The 26,294-nt window shown below is 60.9% G+C and carries 26 protein-coding genes, 1 other RNA gene and 1 pseudogene; 3 read left to right on the top strand and 25 right to left on the bottom strand.

Translation table 11 applies throughout. The features are described from left to right. Window positions 1–23: 23 nt before the first annotated feature. From glmM to OF122_RS04575, 3 genes are all read right to left on the bottom strand, one after another. Window positions 24–1,367 carry a phosphoglucosamine mutase gene (gene glmM, locus OF122_RS04585; protein ID WP_264226638.1) on the bottom strand — a complete coding sequence of 448 codons (1,344 nt, stop codon included), beginning with the start codon at window positions 1,365–1,367 and terminating at the stop codon, window positions 24–26. Between the two features lie 94 nt (window positions 1,368–1,461). Further along, window positions 1,462–2,328, bottom strand: coding sequence for a class I SAM-dependent methyltransferase (locus OF122_RS04580; protein ID WP_264226637.1), 867 nt, complete (start codon window positions 2,326–2,328; stop codon window positions 1,462–1,464). A gap of 72 nt (window positions 2,329–2,400) precedes the next feature. Then, window positions 2,401–3,273 (bottom strand): methyl-accepting chemotaxis protein, encoded by an 873-nt coding sequence (locus tag OF122_RS04575; RefSeq protein WP_264226636.1) that lies wholly within the window; start codon window positions 3,271–3,273, stop codon window positions 2,401–2,403. Between the two features lie 114 nt (window positions 3,274–3,387). On the opposite strand from OF122_RS04575, the gene OF122_RS04570 reads away from it, so the two are divergent. Beyond that, window positions 3,388–4,517, top strand: a protein-coding gene (locus tag OF122_RS04570; protein ID WP_264224916.1) for an IS3 family transposase whose coding sequence is annotated in 2 segments (ribosomal slippage) — window positions 3,388–3,631 and window positions 3,631–4,517 — 1,131 coding nt in all. Because the reading frame shifts where the segments join, the coding sequence is not laid out codon by codon here. A gap of 288 nt (window positions 4,518–4,805) precedes the next feature. Here the strand turns inward: OF122_RS04570 and OF122_RS04565 are convergent. The 13 genes and pseudogenes from OF122_RS04565 to tolQ form a co-directional block, all read right to left on the bottom strand. Continuing rightward, window positions 4,806–5,687 (bottom strand): plasmid partitioning protein RepB C-terminal domain-containing protein, encoded by an 882-nt coding sequence (locus tag OF122_RS04565; protein WP_264226635.1) that lies wholly within the window; start codon window positions 5,685–5,687, stop codon window positions 4,806–4,808. Continuing rightward, window positions 5,678–6,079 (bottom strand): hypothetical protein, encoded by a 402-nt coding sequence (locus tag OF122_RS04560; RefSeq protein ID WP_264226634.1) that lies wholly within the window; start codon window positions 6,077–6,079, stop codon window positions 5,678–5,680. The genes OF122_RS04565 and OF122_RS04560 overlap by 10 nt, the downstream gene beginning before the upstream one ends. Before the next feature lie 59 nt (window positions 6,080–6,138). Continuing rightward, a pseudogene (locus OF122_RS04555) lies at window positions 6,139–6,920 on the bottom strand (IS5 family transposase). A gap of 36 nt (window positions 6,921–6,956) precedes the next feature. Further along, window positions 6,957–8,177, bottom strand: coding sequence for a recombinase family protein (locus OF122_RS04550; protein ID WP_319019398.1), 1,221 nt, complete (start codon window positions 8,175–8,177; stop codon window positions 6,957–6,959). 313 nt (window positions 8,178–8,490) lie between these two features. Further along, entirely contained in the window at window positions 8,491–9,477 is a 987-nt protein-coding gene (locus OF122_RS04545; protein ID WP_264226633.1) for an ABC transporter substrate-binding protein, read from the bottom strand. A gap of 130 nt (window positions 9,478–9,607) precedes the next feature. Beyond that, window positions 9,608–11,542 (bottom strand): ATP-dependent zinc metalloprotease FtsH, encoded by a 1,935-nt coding sequence (gene ftsH, locus OF122_RS04540; RefSeq protein WP_264226632.1) that lies wholly within the window; start codon window positions 11,540–11,542, stop codon window positions 9,608–9,610. Window positions 11,543–11,707: 165 nt separating this feature from the next. Next, complete coding sequence (gene tilS / locus OF122_RS04535; RefSeq protein ID WP_264226631.1) at window positions 11,708–12,961, bottom strand: tRNA lysidine(34) synthetase TilS; 1,254 nt, start codon at window positions 12,959–12,961, stop codon at window positions 11,708–11,710. Further along, entirely contained in the window at window positions 12,955–13,938 is a 984-nt protein-coding gene (gene ybgF, locus OF122_RS04530; protein ID WP_264226630.1) for a tol-pal system protein YbgF, read from the bottom strand. Before ybgF ends, tilS begins: the two co-directional genes overlap by 7 nt. Window positions 13,939–14,097: 159 nt before the next feature. Then, window positions 14,098–14,598: a peptidoglycan-associated lipoprotein Pal gene (gene pal, locus OF122_RS04525; protein ID WP_264226629.1), complete on the bottom strand. Its 501-nt coding sequence runs from the start codon at window positions 14,596–14,598 to the stop codon at window positions 14,098–14,100. 178 nt (window positions 14,599–14,776) lie between these two features. Next, the gene (gene tolB, locus OF122_RS04520) at window positions 14,777–16,078 is read right to left on the bottom strand and encodes a Tol-Pal system beta propeller repeat protein TolB (RefSeq protein ID WP_264226628.1); all 1,302 of its coding nucleotides are present in this window, start codon (window positions 16,076–16,078) and stop codon (window positions 14,777–14,779) included. 182 nt (window positions 16,079–16,260) lie between these two features. After that, window positions 16,261–17,388, bottom strand: a complete 1,128-nt coding sequence (locus OF122_RS04515; protein ID WP_264226627.1) for a cell envelope integrity protein TolA — start codon at window positions 17,386–17,388, stop codon at window positions 16,261–16,263. A 3-nt stretch (window positions 17,389–17,391) separates the two neighbouring features. Then, window positions 17,392–17,850: a protein TolR gene (tolR, locus tag OF122_RS04510; RefSeq protein ID WP_264226626.1), complete on the bottom strand. Its 459-nt coding sequence runs from the start codon at window positions 17,848–17,850 to the stop codon at window positions 17,392–17,394. Next, window positions 17,850–18,554: a protein TolQ gene (gene tolQ, locus OF122_RS04505; protein ID WP_264227606.1), complete on the bottom strand. Its 705-nt coding sequence runs from the start codon at window positions 18,552–18,554 to the stop codon at window positions 17,850–17,852. The genes tolR and tolQ overlap by 1 nt, the downstream gene beginning before the upstream one ends. Window positions 18,555–18,847: 293 nt before the next feature. On the opposite strand from tolQ, the gene OF122_RS04500 reads away from it, so the two are divergent. Next, window positions 18,848–19,282, top strand: a complete 435-nt coding sequence (locus OF122_RS04500; protein WP_264226625.1) for a CHRD domain-containing protein — start codon at window positions 18,848–18,850, stop codon at window positions 19,280–19,282. A 68-nt stretch (window positions 19,283–19,350) separates the two neighbouring features. On the opposite strand, the gene ybgC is transcribed toward OF122_RS04500, so the two are convergent. Genes ybgC through ruvC form a run of 4 tightly spaced genes read right to left on the bottom strand, consistent with a single transcriptional unit; the run spans window position 19,351 to window position 21,975 of the window. Next, the gene (gene ybgC / locus OF122_RS04495) at window positions 19,351–19,776 is read right to left on the bottom strand and encodes a tol-pal system-associated acyl-CoA thioesterase (RefSeq protein ID WP_264226624.1); all 426 of its coding nucleotides are present in this window, start codon (window positions 19,774–19,776) and stop codon (window positions 19,351–19,353) included. Beyond that, a complete protein-coding gene (ruvB, locus tag OF122_RS04490) occupies window positions 19,773–20,816 on the bottom strand; it encodes a Holliday junction branch migration DNA helicase RuvB (protein WP_264226623.1) in 1,044 nt (347 codons plus the stop codon). Before ruvB ends, ybgC begins: the two co-directional genes overlap by 4 nt. A gap of 41 nt (window positions 20,817–20,857) precedes the next feature. Beyond that, a complete protein-coding gene (ruvA, locus tag OF122_RS04485; RefSeq protein WP_264226622.1) occupies window positions 20,858–21,475 on the bottom strand; it encodes a Holliday junction branch migration protein RuvA in 618 nt (205 codons plus the stop codon). Next, window positions 21,472–21,975 (bottom strand): crossover junction endodeoxyribonuclease RuvC, encoded by a 504-nt coding sequence (ruvC, locus tag OF122_RS04480; RefSeq protein ID WP_264226621.1) that lies wholly within the window; start codon window positions 21,973–21,975, stop codon window positions 21,472–21,474. Before ruvC ends, ruvA begins: the two co-directional genes overlap by 4 nt. A gap of 184 nt (window positions 21,976–22,159) precedes the next feature. Here ruvC and OF122_RS04475 point away from each other — a divergent pair, with 184 nt between their 5' ends. Further along, window positions 22,160–22,981, top strand: coding sequence for a GGDEF domain-containing protein (locus OF122_RS04475; protein ID WP_264226620.1), 822 nt, complete (start codon window positions 22,160–22,162; stop codon window positions 22,979–22,981). Window positions 22,982–23,026: 45 nt separating this feature from the next. On the opposite strand, the gene OF122_RS04470 is transcribed toward OF122_RS04475, so the two are convergent. The 5 genes from OF122_RS04470 to OF122_RS04450 form a co-directional block, all read right to left on the bottom strand. Continuing rightward, entirely contained in the window at window positions 23,027–23,773 is a 747-nt protein-coding gene (locus tag OF122_RS04470; RefSeq protein ID WP_264226619.1) for a YebC/PmpR family DNA-binding transcriptional regulator, read from the bottom strand. A gap of 75 nt (window positions 23,774–23,848) precedes the next feature. Continuing rightward, entirely contained in the window at window positions 23,849–24,664 is an 816-nt protein-coding gene (locus OF122_RS04465) for a TIGR00282 family metallophosphoesterase (RefSeq protein ID WP_264226618.1), read from the bottom strand. After that, on the bottom strand, window positions 24,661–25,251 hold the full coding sequence (locus OF122_RS04460; RefSeq protein ID WP_264226617.1) for a 5-formyltetrahydrofolate cyclo-ligase: 591 nt from the start codon (window positions 25,249–25,251) through the stop codon (window positions 24,661–24,663). Before OF122_RS04460 ends, OF122_RS04465 begins: the two co-directional genes overlap by 4 nt. Window positions 25,252–25,271: 20 nt before the next feature. Next, window positions 25,272–25,431, bottom strand: a non-coding RNA gene (gene ssrS / locus OF122_RS04455) — 6S RNA. 74 nt (window positions 25,432–25,505) lie between these two features. Continuing rightward, complete coding sequence (locus tag OF122_RS04450; protein ID WP_264226616.1) at window positions 25,506–26,273, bottom strand: hypothetical protein; 768 nt, start codon at window positions 26,271–26,273, stop codon at window positions 25,506–25,508. Between the last annotated feature and the right edge of the window lie 21 nt (window positions 26,274–26,294).

Raw genomic sequence — 26,294 nt, 5'->3', positions numbered from 1 at the left:
TGGCTTAACCGTAATGTCCGAAATCAGGCGACCTTACCGATGGCTGCCACGATTTCGCTGACGACCTGGGAAACCAGCGCCGCATCGTCGCCCTCGCCCATCACCCTTATGACCGGCTCGGTGCCCGACTCGCGGATGATCAGACGCCCGGTCTCGCCGAGCCGGATTTCGGCATCGGCAATCAAGGCCCGGACCGATTTGTCATCGAGGGGTTTGCCCTGCTTGTAGCGCACGCTCTGCAGCAATTGCGGAACGGGATCGAACCGGTGGCAGACCTCAGATACCGGCTTGCCCTCCTGCTTGACCACCGAGAGCAACTGCAACGCGGCGACCAGTCCATCGCCCGTCGTCGTGAAATCGGAGAGAATGATGTGGCCCGATTGTTCGCCACCCACATTGAAGCCCTTGCCGCGCATGGCTTCGAGCACATAGCGGTCCCCGACCTTGGTGCGCTCGAGCAGCAGGCCTTGCGCTTCGAGATAGCGCTGAAGCCCCAGATTGGACATTACCGTGGCGACGATCCCGCCGCCCGCGAGCTGGCCGCGCTGATGCCAGGAGGTCCCGATAACGGCCATTACCTGGTCGCCATCGACCATGTTGCCTTTTTCATCGACGATGAGCACACGGTCCGCATCGCCGTCCAGCGCGATGCCGATATCGGCCCGCAGCTCGCGAACCTTTTCGATCAGCGCCCCTGGCGCCGTGGAACCGCATCCATCATTGATGTTGTAGCCGTCGGGCGAAATGCCGATGGAGATGACTTCTGCGCCCAGCTCCCACAGCACTTCGGGTGCTGTCTTGTACGCGGCGCCGTTTGCGCAATCGACAACAACCCGCAGTCCGGTAAAATCCATATCGCGCGGCAGTGTGCGTTTGGCGTATTCGACGTAACGGGTGCGGGCTTCTTCGACACGGCGGGCTCGGCCCACTCTCGTGCCCCGCGCCAAACGGGGTGTGAGGTCGGAATCGATAAGGCTTTCGATCTCGGCTTCGAAACCGTCGGAAAGCTTGTATCCATCGGGCTTGAAGAGCTTGATCCCGTTATCATCGAACGGGTTATGGGATGCCGAAATCATCACACCGACATCTGCCCTGAGCGAGCGGGTCAGCATGGCCACGGCCGGCGTCGGCATCGGGCCGAGCAGCAGCACATCCATGCCTACGGCGGTAAAGCCGGCGGTCAGCGCATTCTCGATCATATATCCCGATCGGCGGGTGTCCTTGCCGATCACCACCCTGTGGGCATAATCGCCGCGCGTGAACGCAAGCCCGGTCGCCATGCCGACCTTGAGCGCCAGTTCCGGGGTCAGCTTTGGACCGTTGGCCAGACCACGGATGCCGTCGGTGCCGAAATATTTGCGAGCCATGGGAAATGTTCCGATTGTTCAACAGCGGGCCAAAGTATACCGCCCATCGTGCAAAAAAAAGGCAAACACGCTGACGCGGTAAAAGAGCCCCGAGTCAGGTCCGCTTTTCGAGGGCGAGGAAGCGGTAGGTATTGACCGTGGCAAAGGCTTCCGGTGAGCGGTAATCGGCCTTGAGACGGGCGACGATGTTTTCGCGCTCCGATTTCGGCACGAACAGGCCATAGGCCATTTTGAGGAACCAATAAAGGATCGGCCGCTTGTTCGAGAGCAGCCCACGCACCTGATCGACCGTCGGGGCAACGAACCCGCGATAGACATTCTGGTCTATGGCCATGGTTTGCGCGGCGGCCAGGGTTACGTCCTCGTTTTCAGCGATGACAAAACCGGCCCGTTCGATAGCATCGACAAACTCCGAATAGCGATGCCCGCCGCCGGGCTGCCTGTCCCCCTGATAGGCATCGGATCGGAAACAGTCCGCGATTATCACCCGACCGTTGGGCGCGAGGATATGTTTGAGCTTGGCGAGGCTGGTTTCGAGATCGACATACTGGAAGCTCTCGGAAAACATGCAGACATCGAATGGACCTTCGCCGGAAAAGTCCTCGAACTTCGTCTCATGAACACGCGCATTGGGACCGAGCTTTTCTGCCGCCACTTCGGCCTGCAAATGGCTCGGCGTGATCATTTCGACGGTGTAGCCCTTGTCGAGCAGCAGCTTGGCCATCTCGCCGGTGCCGCCGCCTATGTCGAGAAGGCGGGCGGGGGCCGGTGGGATCAGGGCGAGAAGCTTATCGACATAGCGCTCCTGCGCCATACGCAGCTGGGGGATGTTGGGGCGCTCGCCAGGTTCCCAAAGACCGTAGTGGAGCCAAGGACTGTCGGCAAAGGTCTTGGCGACATAGACATAGAGGTCCAGTCCTTCGGTCTTGGTATCGATCTTGGCCACGCGCTGCTTCTCCATCAAAGATGCTTCTCGGTACCCAAGAGCGCGCTTCGTGACAAGAGGCGCCGGCCACAGGCGGCTTGCCGCGTTCTAGAAATCCTCCCATTCGGAGCTGATCGCCGCATTGCCATCCACCTGATAAGCGCGCCGCGATGCCGCAACCGTCGGGCGGGCCACGGGCGCTGGTTCGTTGTCGGTCACGGTGAACACCGCAGCGATACGGTCGAGTTCGACAGCCTGGCCTTCGGTCTGCTCAACCGCCGCGTTGGTCTGTTCGACCAGAGCGGCATTGTGCTGGGTCATTTCGTCCATCTGCCGAACCGCGCCGTTCACCTCCTCGATAGCCGAGGATTGCTCGGATGCCGCCTTGGCGATCTCTTCGATGACAGCCGAGCTGTCTTCTGCCCCCTGCAAAATATCGAGCAGCCGGGCCGCGGCCTGTTCGACGAGCCGGGAGCCCACGGCCACTTCGGCGGCGCTGGTTTCAATCAGCGCCTTGACCTCTGCCGATGCATCGGCTGCCGACTGGGCGAGCCGGCGCACCTCGATCGCGACAACCGCAAAGCCCTTGCCCGCTTCACCGGCCCGTGCCGCTTCCACCGATGCGTTAAGCGCCAGAAGGTTGGTCTGGAACGCGATATCATCGATCATGCCGATGATGTTGGAGATCTTGGCCGAGGAGGCGGAAATGCGCTCCATGGCCTTGTTGGCCTCACCCATGACCGTGCCGCCTTCGCTGGCGCTGGCCGAAAGTGAGCGCGCCTTGTCGGCTGCTGTTCGCGCCTGTCTCGCGCTGGCGACAACCGCTCCGGAAAGCTGCTCCATGGCGGCGGAGGTCTCCTCGATGGTCGCGGCCTGCTTGGTGGTGCGGTCGGCCAGATCGTTGGCGCCGGTGAGCAGTTCACTGGTTGCGGTCTTGACCGCGCCCGAGGTCGATTTGAGGCGGGAGACGATATCGACCAATTGCTCGAGCGTCTTGTTGTAGGCCTGCCGCAGCGCTTCGTACTGTCCGGTGAAATGAATAGCCCCTAGATTTCTGGACGCCTTCTTCCCTAAATTTGAGGCAAGGAGGCCATGATGCGGTCTGGCAATTTCAGTGATGAGTTCAAGCGTGATGCGGTCGCGCAGATTACCGAGCGGGGATACCCCGTTGCGGAGGTTTCGAAGCGTCTCGGCGTGAGCCCGCATTCGCTCTATGCTTGGAAAAAGAAGTTCTCTAAGCCCTCGGGATCGGACGATGTGGATCAAACAGCAGAGATCCGGCGACTGAAGAAGGAACTGGCGCGCGTCACCGAGGAGCGCGACATCTTAAAAAAAGCCACCGCGTATTTCGCCAAGGATGCAAAGTGAGATACGCGTTCATTGCCGAGCATCGCCAGCAGTTCACGGTTCGGGCAATGTGCCGTTGCCTGCGCATCCGACCCAGCGGTTTCTACGCGTGGCTGAAGAATCCGCTGAGCAAGCGGGCGTTGGAAGATGCACGTCAGACGGAGCTCATCAGCAATGCCTGGAAGGAAAGCGGCAGGGTCTATGGCTACCGCAAGCTCCATGACGACCTTCTCGATCAGGGAGAGACCAGTTGTGCCAACCGCATTGCTCGTCTTGCGAGGCTTGCCGGGATCAAGGCGCAGATCGGCTACAAGCGACGGCCCGGCTCCTATGGCGGCAGGCCCTCGATCGTGGTCGACAATACCTTGGCCCGCCAGTTCGATGTGGAGGCTCCAGACAGGGCGTGGGTGACCGACATCACCTACATCAGAACCCAGGAAGGCTTTGCCTATCTGGCCGTTGTCATCGACCTGTTCTCACGTCGTGTCATCGGCTGGTCAATGCACAGCCGCCAGACAACCGACGTCGTGTTGCAGGCTTTGCTCATGGCAGTGTGGCGTCGAAAGCCCAAGAACAAGGTCCTGATTCATTCCGACCAGGGTTCCCAGTTCACCAGCATGGACTGGGCAGCATTTCTCAAGCATCACAATCTTGAGCATTCAATGAGCCGACGGGGGAATTGCCACGACAACGCTGTGGCAGAAAGCTTCTTCAATCTGCTCAAGCGTGAGCGGATACGGCGCAGAACCTATCGAACACGCCAAGAGGCAAGGCAGGACGTGTTCGACTACATCGAAATGTTCTACAACCCAAAACGAAAGCACGTCCGGAACGGGATGCTGTCACCCGTCGAGTTCGAACGACAGCAGGAAAACTAACCCGAGGGTGTCCACGAAACTCGGGGCTATTCACCCCAAGCTCTTTCAAGACTTCTACCCGCACATGCCCGTCGAGCAGTAGATACTTGTTCGGCGTCTCCTTATCGATTGACACGACGGGGAATTCGACAAGGCCAATTTCTCGAACCGAGGATAGGATCTTAAGGTATTTCTGGCTCTTCTTTCTCACATCAGGCACAACATGGAGCGGAATGAGGTCGCTCAAACGGATCGATCTTATCTCGTTTTCGAAAGCGCTAATCACCGAACCAACTGAGGCAGTTGCCATCACGCGATCTCCCCTTTCCTAATCCTGTTTGAAAGGTTCTTAGGCAGGGTCGAGAGCCCCTCCGCTTCCAGAATATCGTGAAATCGCTCGTCCGAGAGGAGCTCCCGCAGGGCGTGGGTGACAAAGAGGAGTCGGTTCTTGGCAGCTTCGGCTTTGCGGATCAGGATGCGCTTGCGATCCGTGTCCTGCTGATAGGCTCGGAGGAGCGATGCGGCCGAGGTGGCCTTTTGGGCAAGATGCACCCTTAGTCCCTTACCCCGGCGCCGTCTGTTCTCGACGAGCCGCTTGGCGATGAGCAGCTTGCGCCCCCGCAGCTCCTTTCTCTCATAGGCTTTCTGGAGCGCATCCTGAACGTCCTCGTCGGGTACGGTTGCGATGTCGACCGCCACCGAGAGCGGCAACTGCTCGGCCTCGACGGCTCTCAGTAGCCGCTGCTCATTCTGGGCCAGGAGCCGAGCAATTCCGCGTACATACTCGACCGACAAATTGGTCTTTTTGGCGATCTCCGCATCGGTATAGTGGCGTTCTTTCATACCCCCGATATCACGCAAAAGATCCAAGGCGTTGTGCTGTCGGCGCGCGCAGTTCTCGACGAGGCTCTTGATCAACACTTCTTCCTCACTTGCCTCAATTATGATGGCCGGGATCTCCGACTGTCCGAGGGTTTTGTAGGCTTCGACACGCCCCTGTCCGCAGACGAGGTTAAAGGCCGGCTCATCGCCAGCATGGTGGTTGATCGCCACCGTGATTGGCCGCTTGAGCCCGATTTTTTCGATGCTTTCGACCAGCTCGCGGAATGACTTCTTGTTTCGCGTGCGCGGATTAATCACGCGGATGTTTGCAATGGGCAGGATGGTTACTACGTTTGGCGTCACGTCCATGACATGGCCTCGCTTAGCTTCGCCCGCTCCGCCAAACTGAACAGTGAATCGAGCGTATTAAATAGATAGGCGTCTATTGCGATGCCGTTCGCCTCAGCGGTGCGAACGACATCATCTGTGATCTCGGCGGTAGGGACGATGAGGTAGTCCCTGATCGAATGATTGTCGTGGTTCATGCGAACCGCCACAGTGATGTCGGGGTCTCGTCCTCGATCGAAGCGGATCTTCCAACGGAGCGAACCTGCTGGAGTCGTCGAACAGCGGACGATCACGATCGACACCGTGAATTCATCGTTGACACGCAACAACCCAGACAATGGATCGGCGATGACCGTGGTCGCCTCCAATGCGGCGATCCGTTCAATTGTTTGCTTGACGATTTCAGGGTGCATCGCCCGCAGGCGTCTATTGGTTTCAATATACCGATAGTCTCGATCGGGGGTATATCCAACTAGGTCCTGTTGACAAAGTCTTTTAGCCACCTGCGGATGGCTGCAAGGTTGAGGAAGCTTGCGAATGACAGAGCCGTTTTCTCATACCGGGTGCCGATGCGACGCATGTGCTTGAGATACCCGAACATGCGCTCGATGCGGTTGCGGTCTCTGTAACGGGAGAAGTCGCAGGGAATATGAACCTTGCGATTGGCCTTTGGCGGGATGACTGGCAAGATGCCCTGTAGCAGCAGGGCTTCTCGAACAGCATCGCCGTCGTAGCCCTTATCGGCCAGAAGTGCCTTTGGCTTGTTGACCGGCAGGGCCATGAGTTCGCCGACCGCGCCATAGTCCGAGGCTTGCCCGCCTGTCAGGACAAAGCCAAGAGGGCGTCCCTGATTGTCACAGCGGGCGTGGATTTTGCACGTAAAGCCGCCGCGTGATCGACCAAAAGCCTCCTTGTGAGTCCCCCTTTTGCGCCGGCTGCCGATACATGGCCCCGAACTGTGGTGCTGTCGATCATATGCTGCCAGTCATCGGTCAGCCCCATCTGGACCAGCGTTTCAAGGATGGCATCCCAGACGCCCTGTTCGGCCCAGCGCCGGAACCGGACATAGACAGAGTTCCACTTGCCGTAGCGCTCATGCATGTCGCGCCAGGGGCAGCCAACCCGCAGCACATGCAGCATGCCGTTGAGAAAACGCCGATTATCATGAGCAGGGCGGGATTTCCGTCCGCGCTCTGTGGGCAAGAACCCTTCGATTACTGCCCACTCTTCATCGGTCAGATCGCCGCGTGCCATCATCGCTCCCCATAAAGAGGAGTGTTGAATCAGACTTCACCTGATTTGGGAATCCACTTTGTCAACACGACCTAGCGAATAGGCGCGGATGAGACTACCAAAACGACTGGCATAGGCACTGCTCGATGGGCATCCTGGTGCCTCGTCAATAATGAGCCCGGAAAGCGAACCCCGGCGCTTGAAGAGCTTGTCAAGGATGGCCAACATTTGCGCATCGCTGATGCGGGCAGAGCGTTCCTGAATGATCGCCTGCGCTCGCTCAAACGTGGCCCGATCGACTATTGCATCAAACACCCCTTCCGCGCGTACCCAGATTGAGGGGTCGTTCTTTACGTGCTTTTTCTTGAGCTTGCAGGAGCGTCGGTTCCATACATTGTTCCCGATATATTTCTCATTAATCAGCACTTGATGAACGGTCCCACGCGTCCAGGCCCGGCCCAGATCAGTCAGCACCCCCTGTCTGTTGAGGTCCAGCGCGATTTCGACCTCACTACGCTCGTCCTCGACGAAGCGCCTATAGATCGTCCGAACGATCTCGATTTCGTCGGGCGGCCCCGGCACCAGAATAACGCGATCCGTCTGAAGGCTTTTTTGATCGTTGCGGTTGAGCAATGTTTTAGGGTTACGTTCTCGATCGACTAGCAACCGCCGTAGACCAAAGCCTGCGGGGCCGCCTTGCCGGAAGCCCATGCTGATCAGCCGAGTTTGGCCTGCAAAAACCTTTACCGACAAAACGCGGCTATGCTCAGCCGCCATTGACCGCTTGAGTGTTTTGAGAACGTCTGATCCGATGCTGCCGTCATTGACGAATTGCTCTGCGCAATACTCGACGCGTACACCAGCGACATGACATCGAAATTCGTAGGAGGCACTCTCGTCGATATTCTGGAACCGCCCCCACCGGGAGACATCGTAGACGAGCACAACGTCGAAACCAGCCCCACCGCTTTCGACGTCCCGCAGCAATTGTTGAAGGCCGCTTCTACCTTCAATATTGAGCCCGCTGCGCCCAGCATCCTCATAGGTTTTGACAATCGCATAGCCTGCCAAATCGGCAAACTGCCGGATCGCATCCTTTTGATTGTCTGTTGAATATTCCTGATGGTCGGTGGACATGCGCACATATTGCGCCGCCCTAGTTCTCACCGGGAGATCACTGTCTATCGGATCTAAGCCAAACGCAGACCGCATCGCCGCAACCACATTAAATAATGCGCGAAAAGCGAGCCCCAAACCCTTCGAGAAGGGTTGATCCAAGCAGTTAACTTAGCGGATGGCGGTCTATTGAACAATAGTACCTGATAGCCCTTGGTATTAGACCGCACCGTTGCCCCGCATGGCGCCGATCCTGGCTCTACTGAACGAAGCCGTGGGCCAAATGAAAAATCAATTCTCTGGTGCGTCGGACACTCATGCGCGCAGGGCGTACGTCATTCCTGCTTCGATGAGTGAATTCTGTTTGGACTTATCTATACCCCCCGGGTCGAACCCGAGGATGACGATGGCGGTGGCGCTTTTGTCCAACAAAAAAGGCCGCCTGAGGCGACCTTTCAAGAGAACGGGGAGCCCCTTACTCGACCCGTGTCGCCGGGTCTCCATCCGCTGCCGCGGCAAGTTGGGCGGGTAGAATGTCGAGCAGATAGCCCAGCGACAGCGGCGTCTGCCAGCTCATGGCCGCGTAAGCCAGGCCATTGCCGTCATCGAGCCACACCGAGCGGCCCTGCTTGGCGATGTCGAGGCTCTGATAGACCGGCATCGCTTCAACGATCCCCTGTTCGGAATTGGCGGGGTCGCCGATCGGCCAGACGGCAACGTCCATCTCCAGCAGATCCATGTTTTCCGGGCTGATGGTGATGCGATTGTCCGCCTCGGCGAGGTCTGCGAGTTGGGGCGGAAACACCAACCCCAGATCGACCAGGAACTTGCTGGCCAGATCGTTCGGCCCCCAGGCGGTAAAATTGGGCTCTTCATAATAGATATTGGTGCCGGTCATGCCCTCGAGCTCGGGATACTCGGACCGAACCCGGGCATAGCGCTCGTCGAAACCGGATATGATTTCGTCTGCCTTGTCGGTCGTGCCCGAGGTTGCAAGATCGATGACCTTCAACTCCTCCTGCCATGGTGCAGACCAGGCTTGGAAACCGGCAGGCGAGGCGATGACCGGCGCGATCTCTGAGAGACGTGCGTAGTCTTCCTCTTCCAACCACCAATAGGTGGCGATGATGAGGTCCGGATTCTGGGCAAGCACCCATTCGTAATTGATGCCGTCACCATCCATGATCTCGGGTTCGGCACCAAGCGCCTCCCGCTCATCGTCGGCCCAGGACCAGGTGGCGAACGGCTTGCCGCCGAACCATTCCCTGACGCCGACCGGCGCGACACCGAGCGCGTAAAGGAAATCCTGCTCATGCAGGCCCACCGAAACGACACGCTGGGGTTCGGACGGGACGGTGGTGGAGCCGTAATAATGATCGACGCTTACGGGAAAGGTCTGGGCGGCGGCGGGCCCGGCCAGCAGGGCTGCGGCGGCAAGGCTGGTTAAAACGATTTTCAGCATCGATGCGTCCTCCAAGATCGGTGCCGCCTCAATATATTTATGACTAAAATAATCAAGTTAAAAGTGCCCACGATGCAAAAAGGGCTGCCCGGAGGCAGCCCTTGGTTTTTGATGGATGTCGGAATGGAGATCAGGTACCCGGCTGGGGTTCGAGCCCGGCATCGGGTTCGCCTTCCTCACCACGCTTCTTGTGCGCCTTTCCGGCTTTGGGCACGCCGGTGGATTTGGGCGTATTGTCGTTGTCGATGTCGCGGACGGGCTGCTTGCCCTCCATCAGGCCGCGCAATTCGTCACCGGTCAGGGTCTCGTATTCGAGAAGCGCCTGAGCGACGGTTTCGAACTTGTCGACATTTTCCCGGATCATGGTGCGGGCCGCCAACTCGCCGTCTTCGACGAGCTTGCGCACTTCCTCATCGATCAGCTTGGCGGTTTCATCCGACATGTGCTGGGACTGGGTCACCGAATGACCAAGGAAGACTTCCTGGTCGTTCGATTTGTAGCGCACCCGGCCGAGCTTCTCGCTCATGCCCCATTCCATGACCATCGAGCGGGCCAGATTGGTCGCCATCTGGATATCGCCCGAGGCGCCGGAGGTGACCTTTTCGGGACCGAACTTGTAGATCTCGGCCTCGCGGCCGCCGAACAGCATGGCCAGACGCGCCACCGCCTTTTCGCGGGAGAACGAATAGCTGTCCTTTTCGGGCAGGGTCATCACCATGCCCAGCGCACGACCGCGCGGGATGATGGTGGCCTTGTGGATCGGGTCAAGCTTGCCCACCAGCATCAGGTTGATCAGCGCGTGGCCGGCCTCGTGATAGGCGGTGAGCTTTTTTTCATCATCGGTCATGGCCATGGTGCGACGCTCGGCGCCCATCATGATCTTGTCCTTGGCGTCCTCGAATTCGGCGTGGGTCACGAACCGCTTGTTGCGGCGCGCGGCCAGCAGCGCGGCTTCGTTGACGATGTTCATCAGATCCGCGCCCGAAAAGCCGGGAGTGCCGCGAGCCAGAACCTTCAAATCCACATCGGGAGCCAGCGGCACCTTGCGCACGTGAACCTTGAGGATGCGTTCGCGCCCGGCCACGTCGGGATTGGGCACGACGACCTGGCGGTCGAAACGGCCCGGACGCAGCAGCGCGGGATCGAGAACGTCAGGACGGTTGGTCGCCGCGATCAGGATGATGCCTTCATTGGCTTCAAAGCCATCCATCTCGACCAGCAACTGGTTGAGCGTCTGTTCGCGCTCGTCATTGCCGCCACCGAGCCCGGCGCCACGCTGGCGGCCGACAGCGTCGATTTCGTCGATGAAGATGATGCACGGCGCGTTCTTTTTGGCCTGCTCGAACATGTCGCGCACGCGGGACGCGCCGACACCGACGAACATTTCCACGAAATCCGAACCCGAAATCGTAAAGAACGGCACATTGGCCTCGCCGGCCACCGAACGGGCGAGCAGCGTCTTACCGGTACCTGGAGGGCCGACAAGCAGCACGCCGCGCGGAATGCGGCCGCCCAGCCGCTGGAACTTGCCCGGATCGCGCAGGAATTCGACGATTTCCTCAAGGTCCTGCTTGGCTTCCTCGACACCGGCCACGTCCTCGAACGTCACCTTGCCCGAGGATTCGGTGAGCATCTTGGCGCGCGATTTGCCAAAGCCCATGGCGCCGCCGCGGCCCCCGCCCTGCATCTGGCGGATAAAGAAGAACCACACGGCGATCAGAACGATGAACGGCAGCCAGCTCGAAAGCAGGATCGACCAGAAGGGCGAACCTTCAGGCGCGCGCGCCGTGATCTGGACGTTCTGGTTCTCGAGCCGCTCAACGATATTGGCACCTTCGGGGATGGTCACCTCGAACCGTGTGCCTTCGTTTGTTCTGCCCTGAACCGTATCGTTGATGATGGTGACTTCGGCGATCCGGCCATTGTCGATGTCATTTACGAACTGGCTATAGGTCCGCTCCACCGTCGAGACGGTTCGGGTCGAGGACTGGAAAACCTGAAACAGCCCCAAGAGCATGAAAAGGATAACCAGCCATATGGCCAAGTTCCGAAAGTTTCCGTTCATCAATCCTGTCCTGGTCGGGCCTTGCCCTTAAGGTTGCAGCCGCCCCTTTTCTGGGGCCGCGCGGCACACGACGTGCCATAATTGTTGAGGCCGAATGTAAGGCTGTCATTCGGGCGATACAAGGGCAACAGGCCCGTCCGGTGGCCGATTGCCGCAGTTTCCAGCCTATGAGGTTAACGGGATCTGCGTCACTGAAAACCCCTCGCCGACCTCAAGGCTGCCGATGGCGGCAATTTCGCCCCGCCGGTCGCGAAGAAGCGGCGCCGTGCGCAGACCGGCGACCGGGCCCGACAGCGCCTTGCCCGTCAGCTCCTTGAAGGCCTTGCGGGTCAAACCCGTCGCAGGCCCGATGGTTCCGGCCTTTGCCGCTGCGACGACGAAACGGCCGTCCCAGACAAGGGTTTCGCCCGGGGAGAGACTGGCCGTCGGCAGCCCCACCCGTCCGGCCTCACGATGGATCACGATTGTGTTTGCATCGGCCAGAACACGGGCGCCCGCAAGGGTGGCCGTGAAATGCTCGCCGGCGGCTACCCGCCCGGCCAAAGCTTCGATGCGGGAAAGAAAAAACGAGTGGCCTCCCGAGGCCGCGGCCAAAAGCCTCTCGATAACGCGAACCTTTATCTCAGGGTCGGCAGTTTCAATCGCTGTGCGATCGATCCGCACGATTCCCAGGGGATCGAGCGCGCCATGCCGGGTGATGAACCTATCGGCCTCACGGGCGGCGAAAGCATCGATGCGCTGAAGCCGTTCGGCCATTTTGCTCAAACGATCCGGTCCCAGCCCGAGTTCGGCAAGGCCCGGCAGCGCGTCGCGCCAGCGGGTGCGCTCATAGGCACGATCGGTGTTGGAGGGATCTGAGGCCGGCGACAATCCGGCCCGCGCCACCAGCGTCGCCAGCGCTTCGGGGGGCACCCCGAGTAGCGGACGGAAAACCGAAACTGCCTCGACGTTCGAAAATGTCCGTATTCCGCCCAACCCCGAAACCCCGCTGCCATGGGCGAGCCGCATCAGGATTGTTTCGGCCTGATCGCGCTGGTGGTGGGCGGTGAGCAGGATTTCGGCTCCGTCGGCTTCCATCGCCTGCCCGATCAGTCCGTAGCGGGCGCTTCGCGCTGCGCTCTGCTTGCCTGTCACCGGCTTGTCGCCAGTCCAGACCAGCGAACGGCACGAAAGACCAAGCTTTTCGGCCTCGGCAACCACCATCGCCGCTTCCGCCCGCGCTTCGGGCCGCAAGCCATGGTCGACCGTATAGACAATGGCCTTGGGCTTTCTGCCGCTCCAGGCCGCATACAGCAGCATCAGCGCAAGCGAATCGGCCCCGCCCGAGACGGCGAGGCCAATGGTTTTCCGATCGGCAATCGGAGCGAAGAGCCCCGCGGGGTCAAGCCCGCACAGCGCGATGTCGGCCGGTGTCAGCACCCCGCCCGCGCCTGCTCGGCCGTCACCCGGTCCTTGAAGGCCTGAGTGGAGTCCGGATAGCGGCGCAGCACCTCGCCATAGGTCCGGCAGGCGGTATCGAACTCCCCGGCCCCATGCAGTGCAACCCCAAGGCTGAACAGCAGATCGGGCGCCCGGGTCGATGTCGTGTAGCTCTCAAACCCTTCGAGCAGCACTTCGGCCGCTTCGCCATAGGCAGCGCGCTCGATCAGCGTTTCACCCAACCAGTAGGTCGCATCCGGCGCCTGCTGGTGGTCGGGGAAGGTCTCGATGAACTGGCGGAACTGGTTTTCCGCAAAAGCGTATTCACCGCGCACCACAGCGTCATAGCCCGCCTGATACTGCGCGTTCGCATCGCCATCCTCGAGGGGGATCGCATTGGGATCGAAACTGAGATCGAGCGGTTCTGAGGGCGATGTGCTGCCCAGCTCGCCCTCCGGCGGGCCAAGCACAACGCCATCGGAGCTCTCAGGGCTCGGCTCCTGTCCGAACACATCACTGGCATAGAGGTTGTCCTCGCCGCCCGTTTCGCTGCCATCCATGAGGTCGGAATCGCCCACGAGCGGGTCGATAACGGTGGCTGCGCCGGGCTGCGGCTCGACCTGGGACTGGGGCTCCTGCGGCAACCGATCGGCAGGCGTATCGCCGCCGGAGGTGGTTACCGCATCAGTTTCCCCCAGGCTCCCGCCCTCCAGCTGCTGGAAGCGGTACTCATTGTCTTCCTGGGTGCGCTCAAGCAGGCTCTGGAGTTGGGTGAGCTGGAACTGAAGACCCTCGATCTGGCCCGAATTGAGCCGCACCTGCTCTTCGAGCTGGTCGATGCGAACCTGCATGGTGGCAAGGTCATTGCCCTGCCCCTGCCCGGCAACGGTCATGGAAAGAGTCAGAAGTCCCGCTGTCGCAGCGATCACGGCACCTTGCCGCCATCGCCTCGTGAGCGTCGTCGAAAGCCTTGGCACAACAAATCTCCTTTAAGCGCGCCGTCCCTTGCACAGGCAACGCAGTTCAATGATTTAAGGATGCGCATTTAAAGCAGGTTTTTGGCAAAAAAGAAGCGCCGGGACCAGATACGCGGTCCCGACGCTATGCCTCCAGATTGGCATTCGTGAATTGGATGGTCAGTTTGTCAAAACAGTGACGGCGCGGCGGTTCTGACTCCAGCACGAAATATCGTTGCAGATCGCGACCGGGCGTTCCTTGCCGTAGGAAACGGTCGACAGGCGATCCTGCGGAATACCGCGCGAGACCAGATAGTTGACGACGGCCGTGGCGCGGCGGGCTCCGAGCGCGATGTTGTACTCGCGCGTACCGCGCTCATCGGCATGACCTTCGATCACGATACGGTATTGCGGATATTGCTGCAGCCACTGGGACTGCTGGTTCAGCGTCGCCTGCGCATCGGCGGTCAGGACCGACGAATCGGTTTCAAAGAACACCCGGTCGCCAACCGAAACCAGGAATTCCTGCTGGCTGCCGGGAGCGCCACCGCCGCCGGCGGCGTCGCCGCTGATATTGCCGACGCCTGTGGTCGGAGTGCGGGCGCAGGCGGCGACAGCAACGAGCAAAACCGCCAGGAGGAGGCCTTTGCCGAAACGAAGAAGAGGCATGGTCGAACCCATAGCGAAAAGCTCCAGAACCGGAAAATTGTGGTTAGCATTTTTACAGCGCGTTATCTTAATCGCGCGTGTGTGGGCATAGTTAATCTTGTGCTAATCGGGCGCAATTGGGGCATTTGCCCGGCAAAAGGCGTCCCGAAACAGGACGCCTCTCAAGTGTTGCACGACTGCAATCGTCCGATCAGGACAAGAGCGGACCCCAGGCCGGATCGGACGCAAAGCCCTCTGTGGGAATGCGCCGTTCGTTTCGGCCCCAGATGTCGATGGAATAAAGCTGGGATCCGTCATTGCCGCCCGGATCGCGGAAATACATCAAGACCCGGCCATTGGGCGCCCATGTGGGGCCTTCGGCGTGATAGGAGGTGGCAAGGATGCGCTCGCCCGACCCGTCCGGCCCCATGATGCCGATCGAGAACTGGCCGCCCGACTGGCGGGTAAAGGCGATAAGATCACCCTTGGGCGACCAGACCGGCGTCGAATAGGAGCCATCGCCATAAGAGATGCGTTCCGCACCGCCGCCGGCTGCCGACATCACGTAAATTTGCGGACGCCCGCCGCGATCGGATTCGAACGCAACACGCTGTCCATCCGGTGAATAGGACGGAGAGGTGTCGATGGCCGAGCCCGTGGTGAGCTGCTGGGGTTGCCCGCCGCCCAGATCCATCTGGTAGATATTGGTGACCGCACCATTGGTGACAGAAAACACCAGCCGGCGACCATCGGGCGAAAAGCGCGGGGCAAAGCTCATCTGTCCGAACCGGCCGATGGACTGGGCCTGACCCGACGCCATATTCACAACGAAAATACCTGACGATGTCGGGCCATCGAGCACCATATAGGCGACGAGCTGGCCATCGGGCGACATGCGCGGGGTGAGGATCTGCTGGGCGCCGTCGGTGAGATAGCGGATATTGGCGCCGTCCTGATCCATGATGGCCAGACGGCGCACCCGGTTGGCGCGGGGACCGCTTTCGGCGACGAACACCACACGGGAATCGAAATATCCGGTTTCGCCTGTCAGCCCCGTATAGACGGCGTCCGAAGCGATATGGGCGATGCGGCGCCATGAGCTGGCGTCGGCGCCATAGGATTTACCCGTGACCTGCGCGCCTGCCGTGGTATCCCATAGCCGCAGGCTCGACTGGATCTGTCCCGCCCGATTGACGTCCGCCATGATCACCGCATCGGCGCCGGTCGTACGCCAGGCGGGGAAATCGGGCGTCTGGTTGGGATCGCCCACCTGGGCGGGGTATCCGGCCGGATCGACCAGTCGGAACAGACCTGAATTGGTGAGGTTATTGCGCACCACCTGCGCCACCTCGGCCCCGAACGCCGCGTCAGCGGAAGCAAAGTTGGGAATGGCTATCGGCATGGGCGTGAAATTGCCGCCGGTAACGGTGATCTGCAACTGCGCCAGCGCCGGGCTGACAGCCATCATGGCGGCACCGGAAAGCCCCAGCCTGAGCGCAGTCCTGCGGGTCATCAAAGTGTTTTGCACGTCAGTCTCCATGTTTGACGGCCACAGCCGCCGCCTCGATCCGGATTACCAACCGGAGAAGCAAATCCAAGGTTGCGCCGATTAGCGGCAAATCGTGACCGAATATCGGTGGGTGGCAAGATTTCCGGTCGCTATTGCATTTTGGTCACGCATCACAGTCACCCTTTTTAAAGATCGCGCGGATCGAAGGTCACATCGACCTGCCGCCAGCTTTCGTATTTTTCGACCGGCAGCATGGTGTAGGGGCTGCAGCGCTCGACGGCGCGCTGGGCAGCAAAGGCGGTCGAGCGCATAAGATCGTCGGTGAGGGCCGACCGGATCTCGGTACCGGCAACCGATCCGTCCTGATTGAGCGTAACAAGCACGCGCACCGTCAACCCCGGAACGCTCAGCGCACCCGGCGGCGGCGTCCAGCAGCGGCGCATGGCAGCTGCCAGTGCCGATTGTTCGGACTGGGTCAGCGTTGCCGACTGGCCGCTGGGCGCTCCCAACGAGGATTGCCCACCTTCACCAGTGGTGGCCCCGCGTGAGGTCTCCTCATTGATCAGGTCGCCGATACGATCGGCCAACTCGTCCGACACCTGGCTCGATGAGTCCTGCGGCGTTGGTGTCGGCGTCGGCTCGGGCTGGCGCTGCGCTTCGGCAAACTGCTCGCGCAATTGCGACACCGCCGAGGTGACGCGCGGCGGCACCGGCGCGACAGGCTCTGGCTCGGATTCGGGCTCAGGCTCGGGTTCCGGCACAGGCTCAGGTTCCGGCACAGGCTCAGGTTCAGGTTCAGGTTCTGGCTCCGGAACAGGTTCGGGCGCAGGCTCAGGTGCTGGAGCGGGCGCTGGTTCAGGTACCGGTTCCGGTTCGGGCTCGGCTGCGGGCTCCGGTTCCGGCGTTGGCTCGGGACGCGGCGCCGGAGTGGGGGGCGGCGTTGGCTCCGGCTCGGGTTCAGGCTCCGGCTCGGGTTCCGGGGTGGGTTCGGGTGCCGGCGCTGTCTCGACCGTGGGCGCCGGAGACGGCGTATCGGAAATTTCGGGGTTGGGCTGGTCTTCTTCAGTGTTGCCGGTGCGTTCGGCAAGCTCGGCTTCAACCTCGGTATCGACGGCCGATGGTGTTTCGGTCTCGACGATCTCGCTTTGCAGATTGCCTGCCTGAATGTTGGAGAATTCCGAAATGGGGACCAGATCAACCGAAATCGCCGAATCCATATTGGGATCGAGCCGCTCGACGCTCGAGAGCTGCACGAGGGTGAGCCCGATAATGGCGATATGGCCGACGACCGATACAGTGGTCCCGATCCGCATGGACTATTGCCCCGAGCTGTCGGCAGTCGGCTGCTGCGTGATCAATCCGATGCGCGAATATCCGGCCGACGAAAGCGTGCCCATGACGTCCATAACCGTGCCGTAGCTGGCGGAGGTGTCGCCGCGCACATAGATGCGGTCTTCGGTCGACTCGGCCAGCGCGGCAACGGCATCCACCAATTCGGCGGACACCACCTGCTCGTCATCGACAAAAATCTCGCCCTCGGGGGTGACCGAAACCATGATGGGCGTGCGCGGCGTCTGCAACTCGCCCGCCGAAGACTGCGGCAGATCGACGGCGACCCCCGCCGTCATCATCGGGGCGGCGACCATGAACACGATGAGCAGAACCAGCACCACGTCCACAAAGGGCGTGACGTTGATTTCGCTCATCATGGCCCTGCGCTGGCCGCGACGACGGCGGCGTCCGCCCCCGTTCCCGCCTGCAACACCCATGCCCATTATTTGCGGCTCCGCGCTTCGAGCTGGCGGCCCAGAATGGCCGCGAATTCATCGGCAAAGCCTTCAAGCCGGCCCACCAGCTTGTTGGCATCGCCCGAAAGCTTGTTGTAGGCGATAACCGCGGGAATGGCCGCCACAAGGCCGATGGCCGTTGCAAACAGTGCTTCGGCAATCGGGCCGGCGACCACGCCAAGGCTGGCGCTCTGGGAGGCCGCGATGGATGAAAAGGCGTTCATGATGCCCCAGACTGTGCCGAACAGTCCGATGAACGGGGCTGCCGAACCCACGGTCGCCAGGAACGAGAGCCGGCTTTCAAGCTGTTCGCTTTCGCGTGCTATGGCGACGTCGAGAACCTTATCGAGACGCGCCTGCACGCCGAGATAGCTCGAGGCGTTCTGTTCGTGGGATCGCTTCCACTCCTTCATTGCCGCGACAAACACCGCCGCGAGCCCGCTGGTGGGGCGCTGGGAGAGCGTTTGATAGAGCTCCTCGAGCGACTGGCCCGACCAGAAGGTCTTTTCGAACTGGTTCATGTCGGATCGCACGCGGGTGAATTTGAGCGATTTGTCGATGATGATGGCCCAGCACCAGATCGATGCGGCCAGAAGGCCCAGCATCACCAGCTTGACGACGATGTCGGCCATCAGGAACAGGCCGATGGGCGAAAAATCGGTATGCGCCGCCGCGCTGCCCACTGCGTCCATAGCTTCCATTATGAGTCTTCCTCGGAGAAAAAACCTTGCCGATGGGTGCCCCGCCGCCAGCAACACCCGATGCAATCGCGGTCAAATTTGTCAAAAGTGAGAGACAAATGCCCACTATCGGTTCACCGCGACGCAGCAGTGCCGCTTGCCCCATTTATGGTCAAGAAAAGGTTAATAAACCCTCATGGCGTCATTGTGCTCGCGCGGATGTGAGAGGAACGCCCGGGCACGTGCTGCGTTTAAGGGATGCGCCGGCACAGCGCGCGGCGCGTTTTCAAAGAGAGGAGTACATCATGAAGATCGCACCCGTCCTTGGTGCCGGCATAGCCGCATTGATGCTCGCGGCCGCACCGGCATACGCTGAAATGACCAATTTCACTGCCGAACTCACCGCCGAGGCGGCCGGAGCCGCTGACTCCACCGCCACCGGATCGCTTGAAGCGGCCTATGACTCCGAAACGATGGAGCTCACCTGGACGGCCACTTATGACGGGCTGACCGGCCCGGCCACCGCCGCTCACTTCCACGGCCCGGCCGCCGAGGGCGAGGATGCCGGCCCTGTGGTGCCGATCGACGGAGACCTTGCCAGCCCCATCGAAGGCAGCGCCACATTGACCGAAGAGCAGGTCACCCAGCTCATGGACGGCCTGTGGTATCTCAATATCCACACCGAACAGTACCCAGGCGGCGAAATTCGCGGGCAGGTGATGCAGGCAGACGCCATGTAAAGCCGGCTCTGCCAAGACCCCGAGACACGGGGCTTTGCTGCTGAAGGAGGGTCACGGCCCTCCTTCTTTCAATTCGGGGCAAGCAAGCCGCGCAGGCGAGCCGGAAGCCGGACGGGGCGGCCCTTGTCGTTGAGCAGCACGGCGACGACACTGGCGCGACAGATGGTCTCCCCATCGCGTTCCAGCGTCTGCTCGAGCACAAAGCTCGCTCCCCCGGCCTTGGCCATTATCGTCCGGACCTCCAACAGGTCGTCGATATGGGCGGGCTTGTCGTAGGAAATGGTCATTTCGCGCACGGCAAAGGCGAGGCCCTCGGCGATCAGTTCGGAGTGATGGATGCCGTGAGCGCGCAGAAATTCGGTCCGCGCGCGCTCAAAGAACTTCAGATAAGCGGCGTGATAGACATTGGTGGAGAAATCGGTGTCCTCGAAATAGACCCGCACCGGAAACCGGTGAATGCCATCGGCCCCGATTTCTCCGCCGAATACGCTCACTCGGCCTCTCCCTCATCCTCGAACAGGCTCGCCTGCAAGCCGGCAAAACCCTGCGGCACCGCATAGCCCATGTGCTGGAACGACAGCGCCGTCATCATCCGTCCGCGCGGCGTGCGCTGAATGAACCCCTGCTGGATGAGATAAGGCTCAACGATTTCCTCGATGGCATCGCGCGGTTCGGACAGCGCGGCGGAAATGGTTTCGATGCCCACCGGCCCCCCACCATAAAATTCGGCAATGGTCTTGAGATAGCGCCGATCGAGCTGGTCGAGTCCCCTGGCATCGACATCGAGCCGCAACAGCGCCTTGTCGGCGACTTTGCGGTTGATCTCGGCAGCGCCTTCGACAAGCGCGAAATCGGTGACCCGGCGCAAGAGCCGCCCCGCGATGCGCGGTGTGCCGCGCGAACGTCGCGCCACTTCCAGAGCGCCGTCCGAGGTCATGGCCATGCCCATCAGCCGCGCGCCGCGCTCAACGATCTGGACCAGTTCCTCAGGGGTATAAAAGTTCAATCGCACCGGAATGCCGAACCGATCGCGCAAAGGCGTGGTCAACAACCCGGCGCGGGTGGTGGCGCCCACAAGGGTGAACTTGGCCAGATCGATGCGCACCGAACGCGCCACCGGGCCCTCCCCGATAATCAGATCGAGCTGGAAATCCTCCATCGCGGGATAGAGAATTTCCTCGACCGCCGGATTGAGACGGTGGATTTCGTCGATGAACAACACATCGCGCTCTTCGAGATTGGTCAAAAGCGCGGCCAGATCCCCCGCCTTGGCGATGACCGGGCCGGACGTGGCCCGAAAGCCCACGCCAAGCTCGCGCGAAATGATCTGGGCGAGCGTGGTCTTGCCCAGCCCTGGCGGGCCGACGAACAACACATGATCGAGCGCCGCCTGGCGCTGCCGCGCCGCTTCGATAAACACCTGAAGATTGGCGCGCGCCGCCTCCTGCCCGATGAACTCGGAAAAACCCGAGGGGCGCAGGGAAACATCGAGACTGTCGTCGCGGCCTTCGGCAGCATTGGTGAGATCGGTCATACTGGTTTGCTATTGCCCCCGGCGCCCGATTGCAACGGACCTCACGAACTCAATTCCCGCAAGCCCAGCCGGATGAGCTTTTCGGTGGGCGTGTCCTCGCCCTCTTTGGCCACGACCCGCGCCAGCGCGCTTGAGGCTTGCGCCTGTCCGTAGCCGAGATTGACCAGTGCCGAGACCGCATCGGACACATTGCCCGTGGCGACGCCTTCTCCCAGTGCGGTCTGCAGGCCCATGGCTCCGGCGTCGATGGAAACGCCAGCGGGAACCTTGCCCTTGAGTTCGGACACGATGCGCTGGGCCAGCTTGGGGCCGACCCCAGACGCGCGACCGACCATGGCCTTGTCCTGCAGCGCGATGGCCGAGGAGAGGTCGGAAGGCGAAAGGATCGAAAGGATGCCCAGTGCCACGCGTGAGCCCACGCCCTGGACGGTCATCAACAGTCTAAACCAGCTCTTTTCGCCCTCGGTGGCAAAGCCGTAGAGCCGGATCATGTCCTCGCGCACGATCATTTCGATAAACAGCACAGCCGCTTCACCAACGCGCGGCAAAGACTGCAAGGTGCGACCCGAACAATGGGCCTCGTAACACACGCCATTGACGTCGATCAGCGCGGTGTCATCCCCGAGCGTTTCAATGATGCCCTTGAGTTTGCCGATCATGCGCTCTTTGCCAGTTTGCGGTGTTGACGATGGTGGGCATGGCAAATGGCGATCGCCAGCGCATCGGCTGCGTCCGCCGATTTGAAATTGGCGGCAGGCATCAATGTCTTGACCATCAATTCGATCTGCTTTTTTTCCGCGTGACCGGTCCCGACCACCGACTTTTTTACGAGGTTGGCCGAATATTCGCCCACGGGCAGCCCCATCGAAGCCGGCGTCATGACAGCAATGCCGCGCGCCTGTCCGAGCAGCAGCGTCGAGCGCGCGCCGGCGTTGACGAAGGTTTCCTCCACCGCCGCTTCTGTCGGATGATGTTCGGCGATCAGCCGCATCAGCCCCTCATGGAGATGGACGAGGCGCAGGGAAAGCTCCTGGTCGACGGCCGGCGTCAAAACCCCGCAGGCGATAAAGCGCAGCCGGTTTCCTTCGGCCTCGATGATGCCCCAGCCGGTCCGCCGCAGCCCCGGATCGATCCCCATGATTCGCACGATATTCAACATGCCTCAAATTAGCCCGTTCCCGTCAGCCTACCAAGCGCAAAGTGAACAAACCAAAAACATCGGCAATTTTTCCCCTGACTTCACAGTCCGGGGCGTACGCCCAATTTTCCCCTTCCCGGCAAGATTGTGTTCATCCCTTACCGGATAGGGTTACCCCGGACGCAAACACTTTCGGTACACATTCATGGCACGCGAATTCAGACTGCCCCGGCAGGCCTGGGCCGGCATCGTTCGACGCACGCTCGGTCACATGGTGGTTGCAGTCCTGATTTCGGTGGCGCTGAGCTACATAATTCTCGAAGTGTTCTCGCAGGGAATCGGCGAAATCGGGTTGATAGTCGCAATTGTCGCACCGCTCGCGCTGGGCGGCCCGATGGTGTTCTACATGTCGGTGCGACAGTTCGAGCTGCAGATGGCCTATGACCGGCTCGAAGCGGCAGCGGCGCGCGACAGCCTGACCAATTGTTTCAACCATGGCGCATTTGTCGACGCGGTCAGCGGTGCGCTGCGCGACGAGCAGGCCGGCGGCGGCACATTGCTGGTCATAGATGCCGACCACTTCAAATCGATCAACGACCGCTTCGGCCACGCCAGCGGCGATACCGCGCTCAAGCTCATTGTGGCGGCCATCCGCTCCTCGGTCCGCCCCATCGACATCATCGGGCGATTGGGTGGTGAGGAATTCGGGGTCTTCCTGCCCGCTGCCGATGCCGAACTGGCAAACAGAACCGCCGAGATCATCCGGCAGTCGGTTCGGATGATCGAACTCGACGCCGGCGACAACGCCTGCGTTCTTTCCGTAAGCATCGGCGGCGCCGTTACCGCCGAACCGGTCGATTTCGGCGACATCTTCCGAAGCGCCGACGAACAACTCTATAAGGTCAAGGCGGCCGGGCGTAACGGCGTCAGTCTCGTTGTTCTGCTGCCGCGCCCCAAAGCACCCGCCGCGACAAAAGAGTCGACCGGGCTGGTCTATCGCGGTCATGAAATCAAGCGCAGCGCATGAAAAAGGCGGCCATCAAGGCCGCCCTTAAAAAAGCATATGCACCGGTCAGGCCGAAAGCTTGGCCATGTCCTCGTCGCTCATCTCGAAATTGGCATAGACGTTCTGGACGTCGTCATCATCGTCGAGATTGTCGATCATGCGCATCAGGCTCGCGCCCTTGTCAGCATCGACGGGCGTATTGGTCTGCGGCTTGAAGACCGCCTTGACACTTTCGGCCTCCCCGAGCGCTGCTTCGAGTGCTGTCGAGACATCGCCGATATCTTCAAAGGCGCAATAAATCGTGTGGCCCTCTTCGTCGGACTGCACGTCCTCGGCCCCGGCCTCGATGGCCGCTTCCATGACGGTATCTGCATCGCCCACCTTGGCGGGATAATAGATTTCCCCCACCCGATCGAACATGAAGGCAACCGAGCCGGTTTCCCCCATCGCGCCGCCGGCCTTTGAAAAGATGGCACGCACATTCGACGCCGTACGGTTGCGGTTGTCGGTCAGCGCCTCGACGATAACGGCAACGCCGCCGGGGCCGTAGCCCTCGTAGCGGACTTCTTCGTAATTGTCCCCGTCTCCGCCCTGCGCCTTCTTGATGGCGCGTTCGATATTGTCCTTGGGCATGGACTGGGCCTTGGCGTTGTTGACCGCCAGACGCAGGCGCGGATTCATCGCCGGATCGGGCATGCCCGACTTGGCGGCAACGGTGATCTCACGCGCCAGCTTGGAGAAGATTTTCGAGCGCACCGCGTCCTGACGGCCCTTGCGGTGCATGATGTTTTTGAACTGTGAATGGCCGGCCATGGTCGGACAGTTCCCTGTTTGGTCGTTAAAATGAGATTGGCGGGTTATAGGGGAGCGATCTGGAGAAATAAAGCCTCAGAATTGGGGCAGCGCTTGCGAGAGCGACCCACCGACACGCACGGGCTGGATTTGCGTGCACAGCCCCGAGGCCCTGTCTGTCTCGATTGCTACCCCGCACAGCGTGGCTTCCCCCTCGGACGGCGTGAACCGCGCCGTGGCCAGTCCGGTAACGAACCGGTTGAGCGGTTCTTCGAGTTCCATGCCGATCACGCTGTCATAATCCCCGCACATGCCCGCATCGCTCATCAGACCCGTTCCGCCACGCAGAATGCGGTGATCGGATGTCGGAATATGGGTGTGAGTGCCCACGACCAGCGAAACGCGGCCATCGAGATAATGGCCCATGCCCTGCATTTCCGAGGTTGCTTCAGCGTGAAAATCGACGACGATCGCATCCGCCTGTTCGCCCAGGGGGCAGCGGGCGATGGCGTTGTCGACGGCCCGGAACGGATCGTCCATCGGCGGCATGAACACCCGGCCCAGCGCATTGACCACCAGAACCTGATGGCCGTTGCGTCCGGTGATCATCGTTGCGCCACGACCCGGCGCGCCGGGAGGGAAATTGATCGGCCGGATCAGGGTGTCGTGGCGTTCGATGGCGGTCATCAACTCGCGCTGGTCAAACGCGTGATCGCCCAGCGTCACCACATCGGCGCCAGCATCGCGCAGCAATTCGTAATGGGCCTCGGTAATGCCGCGCCCGTGGCTGGCATTCTCGCCATTGACGATCACAAAATCGAACCGGTAACGCTCGATCATGTCTGGAAGCCGCTCGGCGACCGCGTCGCGGCCGGCCCGCCCCATCACATCGCCTAAAAACAGAAGCCTCATGCGCCCTCGAAGCGGCGCAGGCCGGTTTCGGTGACCAGAAGGTCGAGCGGCAGATCGTGATCGAGCCGGGGAATGAAATCGAGCTCCTGGGCCGCAAACGCGTAGCCGACAAGAAGCGGCTTCTTGCCCATCGCGGCCAGCGTCCTGTCGTAATAACCCTTGCCATAGCCCAGCCGGGTGCCGTGCTTGTCAAAGGCCAGAAGCGGAATGACGACGATATCGGGAGTGACGACAGGAGCGGTCTCGGCTGGTGCGAGCGTGCCGAACCCGGAAGGATAAAGCGGCTGACCGTCTTCCCAAAGTCGCAGCTCGAGCGGTTCGTCCTCACTGGTCACCACAGGCAGGGCGACTTTCTGGCCCGAATCCATCAACCGGGTCAAAAGCGGCTTGCAGTCGATTTCGTCGCGGATCGGCCAATAAAGCGCGACCACCTGATCCTTTTGCAGCGGAACGCCCTCGAGAAAGGTGTCGGCCGCCAATTTGGCGGCGTCGGCGCGATCGGCCTGGGGAACGGCCAGACGGCGGGCGAAAGCCTCCTGCCGAAGTGCCGCCTTTTGTTCTTCAAGCTGGACTTCGGTATCCGTCAAGCCACCCTCTTTCGCTCAAAATTTGTGCCGCCCTGGCCGTGGGATGTGTCGATCCCGGGAAACCTACTCATGTAGGTGGGCGCCGTTTATCCGAACCCACGGGTCCGGTCAGGGACAGCTCCCTTAAGGATCGATAAGGCCCCGGGGATGCAGTATCCTACACGAGCCGGGCAGCACGCGATCATATAGGCCTTTGTGAGCGCGCCGAAAAGTGGGTGCGGATCAAATGTTTTCTGCTGCGATGGACGCGGGGCCTATTCGGCCGGTGCGGCCCGATCGAGTGCCAAACCCTTCACGGCAACCGTGCGGGCGGAAAAGCTCAGCCCCACACTGCTCCAGGAGCGCGCGATATGGTCGGTCAGCGCATAGAAAAACAGCGTCAGCCCGACGATCTCGAGCCCTTCCTCGATCACGATCGCTACCGAATAGGCGACCGTATCCTTGCCGATTGCGTTTTCGAATGCGCCCCCCACCAGTTCCATGCCCAAAGCCCCACCGACATAGGCGCCGCCGGCCATGGCGAAAAGAACGGCGGTGCGGCGCGGAAGGCGCAAGAGGAACGGCACGTAGTACGCTCCGATCAGAGCCACGGCGATGGCACCGGGAATGACCCAGGAATAGTAGAACATGCCGGTGAGATTGAACGCGTTCCGCAGCGGCATCATCAGCGATTCGTGAAAGCTCGCCGCCTCATCGATCGCCATCAGACAGAAGATGGCGCCGAGGATCATCCATTGCCTGGCGTCCACACCGCCGGTGCGCCGTACCGCACGCCCGATGACCATCAGGGTGACCCCGATGGCCAGGATCAGCACCGCCGAATAGAACGCCGGCAGCGACAGTTCAGCATCGAGCGCTATGTGGCGCAATTCCTTGAGCGGGGTATCCAGCCCGATCCGTCCGATGACGATTTCACGCACGATGCCCAGAGCAATGATGACCGACGAAACCTTGGCGACCCATTGCGCACAGCGCGTGAGGTCAATAGAGAGAACAGGCGCTTTCGATGCGCTGGCAGACATGGCGATACCCCCGGTTGCCGG

Origin of the sequence: Pelagibacterium flavum (genome assembly GCF_025854335.1) — a bacterium.
Lineage (GTDB): Bacteria > Pseudomonadota > Alphaproteobacteria > Rhizobiales > Devosiaceae > Pelagibacterium > Pelagibacterium flavum.
The sequence above is the reverse complement of the archived record's forward strand: the minus strand, read 5'-3'. Positions and strand labels throughout refer to the sequence as shown.

Excerpts from the sequence above, each read along its gene's own strand:
- OF122_RS04515 (WP_264226627.1), bottom strand. The coding sequence starts at position 17,388 with ATGCGGATCGGGACCACTGTATCGGTCGTCGGCCATATCGCCATTATC.
- ruvB (WP_264226623.1), bottom strand. The coding sequence starts at position 20,816 with ATGACCGATCTCACCAATGCTGCCGAAGGCCGCGACGACAGTCTCGAT.
- OF122_RS04560 (WP_264226634.1), bottom strand. The coding sequence starts at position 6,079 with ATGCACCCTGAAATCGTCAAGCAAACAATTGAACGGATCGCCGCATTG.
- OF122_RS04545 (WP_264226633.1), bottom strand. The coding sequence starts at position 9,477 with ATGCTGAAAATCGTTTTAACCAGCCTTGCCGCCGCAGCCCTGCTGGCC.
- tolR (WP_264226626.1), bottom strand. The coding sequence starts at position 17,850 with ATGGGCATGGGTGTTGCAGGCGGGAACGGGGGCGGACGCCGCCGTCGT.
- OF122_RS04580 (WP_264226637.1), bottom strand. The coding sequence starts at position 2,328 with ATGGAGAAGCAGCGCGTGGCCAAGATCGATACCAAGACCGAAGGACTG.
- glmM (WP_264226638.1), bottom strand. The coding sequence starts at position 1,367 with ATGGCTCGCAAATATTTCGGCACCGACGGCATCCGTGGTCTGGCCAAC.
- OF122_RS04500 (WP_264226625.1), top strand. The coding sequence starts at position 18,848 with ATGAAGATCGCACCCGTCCTTGGTGCCGGCATAGCCGCATTGATGCTC.
- tolQ (WP_264227606.1), bottom strand. The coding sequence starts at position 18,554 with ATGGACGCAGTGGGCAGCGCGGCGGCGCATACCGATTTTTCGCCCATC.
- ruvC (WP_264226621.1), bottom strand. The coding sequence starts at position 21,975 with ATGTTGAATATCGTGCGAATCATGGGGATCGATCCGGGGCTGCGGCGG.
- ruvA (WP_264226622.1), bottom strand. The coding sequence starts at position 21,475 with ATGATCGGCAAACTCAAGGGCATCATTGAAACGCTCGGGGATGACACC.
- OF122_RS04470 (WP_264226619.1), bottom strand. The coding sequence starts at position 23,773 with ATGGCCGGCCATTCACAGTTCAAAAACATCATGCACCGCAAGGGCCGT.
- OF122_RS04465 (WP_264226618.1), bottom strand. The coding sequence starts at position 24,664 with ATGAGGCTTCTGTTTTTAGGCGATGTGATGGGGCGGGCCGGCCGCGAC.
- OF122_RS04565 (WP_264226635.1), bottom strand. The coding sequence starts at position 5,687 with ATGGACGTGACGCCAAACGTAGTAACCATCCTGCCCATTGCAAACATC.
- OF122_RS04475 (WP_264226620.1), top strand. The coding sequence starts at position 22,160 with ATGGCACGCGAATTCAGACTGCCCCGGCAGGCCTGGGCCGGCATCGTT.
- pal (WP_264226629.1), bottom strand. The coding sequence starts at position 14,598 with ATGGGTTCGACCATGCCTCTTCTTCGTTTCGGCAAAGGCCTCCTCCTG.
- OF122_RS04450 (WP_264226616.1), bottom strand. The coding sequence starts at position 26,273 with ATGTCTGCCAGCGCATCGAAAGCGCCTGTTCTCTCTATTGACCTCACG.
- ftsH (WP_264226632.1), bottom strand. The coding sequence starts at position 11,542 with ATGAACGGAAACTTTCGGAACTTGGCCATATGGCTGGTTATCCTTTTC.
- tolB (WP_264226628.1), bottom strand. The coding sequence starts at position 16,078 with ATGACCCGCAGGACTGCGCTCAGGCTGGGGCTTTCCGGTGCCGCCATG.